At 41.1% G+C, this 5,293-nt stretch carries 6 protein-coding genes; 3 read left to right on the forward strand and 3 right to left on the reverse strand.

Annotated features, from left to right (window positions below; all coding sequences use genetic code 11):
* Positions 1 to 117 precede the first annotated feature (117 nt).
* On the forward strand, positions 118 to 747 hold the full coding sequence (locus tag GNE10_RS31805; protein ID WP_260447116.1) for a transposase: 630 nt from the start codon (positions 118 to 120) through the stop codon (positions 745 to 747).
* A 502-nt stretch (positions 748 to 1,249) separates the two neighbouring features.
* Here the strand turns inward: GNE10_RS31805 and GNE10_RS31810 are convergent.
* The 3 genes from GNE10_RS31810 to GNE10_RS31820 all read right to left on the reverse strand — a co-directional run bounded on the left by GNE10_RS31810 (position 1,250) and on the right by GNE10_RS31820 (position 3,227).
* Positions 1,250 to 1,681 carry an NUDIX hydrolase gene (locus GNE10_RS31810; RefSeq protein ID WP_185569949.1) on the reverse strand — a complete coding sequence of 144 codons (432 nt, stop codon included), beginning with the start codon at positions 1,679 to 1,681 and terminating at the stop codon, positions 1,250 to 1,252.
* A gap of 8 nt (positions 1,682 to 1,689) precedes the next feature.
* A complete protein-coding gene (locus GNE10_RS31815; RefSeq protein ID WP_099066780.1) occupies positions 1,690 to 2,142 on the reverse strand; it encodes a DUF3531 family protein in 453 nt (150 codons plus the stop codon).
* Positions 2,143 to 2,294: 152 nt separating this feature from the next.
* Positions 2,295 to 3,227 (reverse strand): Sll0314/Alr1548 family TPR repeat-containing protein, encoded by a 933-nt coding sequence (locus tag GNE10_RS31820; protein ID WP_099066781.1) that lies wholly within the window; start codon positions 3,225 to 3,227, stop codon positions 2,295 to 2,297.
* A gap of 352 nt (positions 3,228 to 3,579) precedes the next feature.
* Here GNE10_RS31820 and GNE10_RS31825 point away from each other — a divergent pair, with 352 nt between their 5' ends.
* Positions 3,580 to 4,254, forward strand: coding sequence for an ABC transporter ATP-binding protein (locus tag GNE10_RS31825; RefSeq protein ID WP_185569951.1), 675 nt, complete (start codon positions 3,580 to 3,582; stop codon positions 4,252 to 4,254).
* A 170-nt stretch (positions 4,255 to 4,424) separates the two neighbouring features.
* A complete protein-coding gene (gene rsmG, locus GNE10_RS31830; protein WP_185569953.1) occupies positions 4,425 to 5,162 on the forward strand; it encodes a 16S rRNA (guanine(527)-N(7))-methyltransferase RsmG in 738 nt (245 codons plus the stop codon).
* Positions 5,163 to 5,293 lie beyond the last annotated feature (131 nt).

Below are 5,293 nucleotides of genomic sequence, written 5' to 3' on the forward strand. Positions count from 1 at the left end.
GTGCTTGGTTTGATTTAAATTGTCGTGTAGTAGGGTTACGCCCCGCCCGCTATTTGTGCCAGTTGCGTAAGTCCTGAAGTTGACCCAATTAAGCCTACTAGGGAATATGCTAAACGGTTGAGAATTAGGCAAAAAGCTTTATCTCGTAAAGCTAAAGGGTCTAACAATAGACGTTCATCTGTTAAAGTAGTCGCCAAAGTCCACGAAAAAATATCACATACTCGACAAGATTTTCTCCATAAACTCTCACGAAAGTTAGTTGATGATAACCAAGTCATAGTAACTGAGAACCTTTGTATTAAAGGATTAGCACGTACTAAGCTTGCCTTATCAATACATGACGCTGGATTTGGTATGTTGCTTAATTTCATCAGCTACAAACTAGAGAGAGAGGGAGGTAAATTTGTTCAAGTTGACAGATTCTTTCCTAGTTCAAAGCTTTGTTCATGTTGTGGTCATAAAAATGATTTACTGAATTTGAGTATCCGTGAGTGGATCTGTTCAAGTTGCCAAACAACCCACGACAGAGATGAAAATGCCTCGCGGAACTTAAGAGCAGAAGGGATAAGAATACTGTCAACAAATACTGTGGGACACACAGAAATTCAAGCTTGTGGAGAAGCAGTAAGACTCGTTGGTACTTGTACCAAAAAGAGGCAGTGCGGTCTTGGGGTCTCCCCAAGTAGAGCAACTGCCGTGCGTGTTTCTGAGAAGCAAGAATCTCCCGCTACACCGCTTTGCGGTTAGCGGGGGAGTGTCAATTTAAGAAAAATTCTTTTTTCTTGCGGATTTGATGAAGCTTTTTTAAGTAAATATACTTACTTCAGCCGATAATTCATCTTATAAAAGATAGAATTTACGCAACACCGATATTGTCATTGCAACCGTAACGAAGTGTAGTGGCGTGTCAAGGCTAAAATGTTGCAATAGATTTTATTGTGGGATGGGTGTCCTCAGCCGTCCGGGCAGGCAGGATGCCCACCGCACAAGAGCTTACTAATGCACTATTTTAGCTGAAACAGTCCACTACTTAATACAGCAATTTTCAGATAAATAGACCACGCGGTAGGGGCGCAAAGCCTTCCGCCCCTACAATGATTCGATTTGAAAATGTGTATTCCATTCAATTGAAAACCGCCATATTTACTTTATAAATAGGCTCTAACTGTTAACAGTCAACAGCGATATTTTTCACAGCTAAAATAGATTGCTATATCATAATTTATGTATCAAATTCAAGCTAACAAATTCACAAGTATTCAAAAAAAATCTCTGGAACCAATCTTAACTCTCCAGATTGAAACCGAGAAATATCTATCCATAATGCCCGATGTTTGTGTTTCCCTGACTCAGAGAAAATCAAACTTTCTAAAGTATAAAACTTAGGATCGGCAAAGTCACATTGATAAAGTTGAATAATTTCATGTCCTTGTTTACCGTTGAAGATAAACAAATTTTCTATACAGCCTAGATAGTGAATATTAGTTAATTCTGCTTGAATTTCTTCTTGAAACTCCCTTTTTAGCGCATTACGGCTAGTTTCACCAAAATCAACGCCACCGCCCAAAGCCCGATAAAATATTTCTTGCTTTGCAGGATCGTAGCCTTCAGAAACGAAAATGCGTTCGCCATCTCGAATTAGTCCTAAAGCTAATACTCGAATTTGGCCGGGTTTACTCATTGTTGGGATTAGTTATCGTAAATAGAATAAGAGCGGCTTTCGCTATCCTCAACTGGCCAATCTTCGTTTTCGCCGCCGATGTACAAGTCTTCAATGGTGACATATTCCTCACTTAGTTGTGTGAGAGCATTGATTAAAATATCAATGGCGATCGCATCACTAGTTCCCAAATCAAACCAACAACGCGCCCACTGTCCTTCATATTCAAATTCACCCATATTATGCATCAAGGCTAGTAAGCTTTTGTCATATCCTTGGGAATCATAATTCATGTAACTGATATCAAGTCCGGTTTCCTGCACTTGGAGATTTTCGGCGTTAAAAGCACCCAATTTACCAAGATAAAACCAGGAATCAAAGGCTTCTTCTACATACTGTTTTTCACGTTCAGAAGGGATGGTACTGAATTTTAACCAAATCCAGACATCAAAAGGATTAAATTCGCGGAATTGAATTTGCATTTTAATTAAATATTCCAATGATTTTGACTCAACACAAGCATATCAGAGTAGGGAATGGGGAATGGGGAATGGGGATGAGGGAGACAAGGGAGAAAAGGGAGAAAGATTGCTATTTTGTCTCCAATGCCCGATGCCCGATGCCTAATGCTCTGTTACCTTGAATTATTTAGACTCAGAGCATTTTTACGTTCGCTTTCGATTTGTTTGACTAAATTACTTGGAAGTTGGGATTTTTTAGTCAATGCTTTATCAAAATTAGCGATCGCTTCCTTAATTATTTGCTGACTTTTTTCCTTTTCCCCCAGTCGTCTGAGAATTTGGGCTTTGAGATAGTAAATTTCTGGATTGTCGCCTCCGCTTTCGATGGCACGGTCAACATACTCTAGAGCCTGAGGATACCGTTTTAAGTCGCGATAGGCAAGAGCAATACCCCGATGTACGAGATATTGAGGTGCAGCATTTTCTTGTAAGCGCCCAATTGCTTGATCTGGACTAGCAAAAGGTAAATTAACCGCCAATAATAAATCCATATAACCCTTGATTAAATTTAGTTCTGGATCGTTGGCAGAAATGGCTTCAGCTTTGTCTAAATATTGGTAAACTTGCCGCAAGCGACCAAAAGCTTGTGGTACACCGTTGACTGTACCTTCACGGATGAGAATTAAAGAACCCTCTAAAAAATGACCAACAGCAGTGTATAAATTTCCGCGTAATGGGTCAGTGGGAATCAATTTTTGTGCGCTTTCCAAGGTTTTCTGGCTGTAGGTTTTTAATTTACCCCAATCTTTATTTCCGTATGCTAAAGACGCCTTCATGGCGTAAGCTAGAGGTTCATTTGGCTCTTTGGCTAGTGCTTGTTCGAGGTAACGTTCGGCTGCTGGATAATTGCCTTGTTGGAAAATCGCTTCAAAAGCTGCTTGAGTTTGGTCGCCAATTCGGTGAGGTTTCTCGCTGCGAAAGGGATCGCCAGCCAAGGAGGGATTTATCAAAAGATTAAGTGCGATGGCCGCCCCAAAACCCACCTGAACCAATAAGTTTAGCTTAGCAAACACCACCGATTGATAACGGGAAAACCTTTTAGCCATTTTAACTCTCAGAATAATTGCTGTTGAAATAGTTGTATGTGTTACTTAGAATGCAAAAAATAGTTAATTTCAGCTTGTGTCTGCTTCAGGCAAAATTTTCTATCAAGGTTGACTTGGGTAATTTTTTGATGTTCCCAAGCATGTTGTAGCCATTGTTTTCGGGTAAGTCTGCCACAATGGAGAAAAAGTGCTTAAGTTCATGCCACTCGTAAAAACTAATGAAATTTGACGTTAACTGTTGAGGGTTAACAATTAACAGTCAACGCTTATTAAAGGCTTTTTTTGCTGAATTTTCCAGCTGCTCTTGGTGTAATTAATCAGTAATTCGCTGACTTTTTGGTAATCTTAACAAATGCTCTATCTCCGAAATCTAATTTATCACCCCACAGCGTGTCCAACAGCGATTCTCAAATCGATCAACTTAGAATTAGCACCCCAGCAGCTAGGTTTGATTATTGGCCCCAGTGGTTCAGGTAAAAGTACTTTGCTAGAAATTTTATCTGGACTAGCTGAACCTACCTCCGGGGGACTCTTTTGGCGAGAACAAGAATTGATTCCCGAACAGCTACAACAATTAGCTGGCTTAGTGTTTCAGTTTCCAGAGCGACATTTTTGCGGGAGTACGATTTTAGAAGAATTGCGTTTGGGACATCCTGAATTAGGATCGGATCGAGTTAGACATGCCCTGAGTGAGGTGGGATTAGAACATTTATCCCTTTCCACCGCCCCCCATGCTTTGAGTGGAGGTCAGCAGCGGCGTTTAGCTTTAGCAGTGCAATTAATTCGTCAGCCAAATGTACTGTTATTGGATGAACCCACCGCTGGTTTAGATTGGTCAATGCGCCGCCAGCTGGTAAATTTATTAGCAAAACTCAAACAAGATTGGACGCTGTTAATAGTGACACACGATGCTGGAGATTTATTAGCGATCGCAGATCGTTGCTGGACACTGAACCACGGCGAACTACAATCAGTTGACCCAAAAACATTAGAAGCCAAGGGTAAAGAACCCTTGCCGATAGTGTGAGTCCTCGGTGGTGACACAGCAGCAAAGGCAGGGGAAAAGGTTAAAGGGAAAAGGGAAAAGGGAAAAGGAATAAATTTAATCTTTCCCTTTTCCCCGGTTGGTGAGCTTGTCGAACCATACCCCTTTCCCTTTCCCATGCCCAATGACCAATGACCAATGACTAATGACTAATGACTAACTCATTGCCTGAAATGGCAGAAATTTGGCAGCAAACTCTCAATTGGCAACCAAGTGACCATCAGCAGGCGCAATTTCAGAGGCTTTATCACTTAATCCTAGAAGGTAACCGCCAATTAAATTTAACTCGCATTACTGACCCCCAAGAGTTTTGGGAAAAACATCTCTGGGATTCACTACGAGGAATTGCACTAAAGGGAGAATTTATTACTTCTCTTAAAGAAGGTGCATCTGTAATTGATATTGGTACGGGCGCGGGTTTTCCCGGTATTCCAGTGACAATTATTGCACCTAATTGCACAATTACTCTCATGGATTCAACCCGCAAAAAAATTACTTTTATTGAAACAGTCTTAACTGAACTTGCCCTAACAAATGCTAAAACTCTTGTAGCCAGGGCTGAAGAAATTGGTCAGCAATCCAAACACCGACAAGCTTATGATGTTGCCTTAATCCGTGCTGTGGGCACAGCTTCTGTTTGTGCAGAATATACACTACCACTGCTCAAACAGGGAGGTTTAGCCATAATTTATCGTGGTAATTGGACAGAAGATGAAACCACTGGTTTAGAAAATGCTGTTAAGCAATTAGGCGGCGTTATTGAAGCGATCGAAAAATTTACAACACCTTTGAGCCAAAGCATTCGCCACTGTGTGTATTTGCGTAAGGTAGCCACTACGGCAGTTCAGTTTCCTCGTGCTACTGGTGTACCAACTCAAAAGCCTCTTTAACTATCAAATTCCCAAGCATCAGTAAAAAATATTTTATTGCTGTTGTTGACTGTTGACTGTTAACGGTTGACAGTCAACAGGAGACTTCTTGCATAAGTCGGGAAAAGGGGAAGGGGGGCCCCCTCTGGGGA

The organism is Nostoc sp. 2RC (assembly GCF_014222165.1).
Lineage (GTDB): Bacteria > Cyanobacteriota > Cyanobacteriia > Cyanobacteriales > Nostocaceae > Nostoc > Nostoc linckia.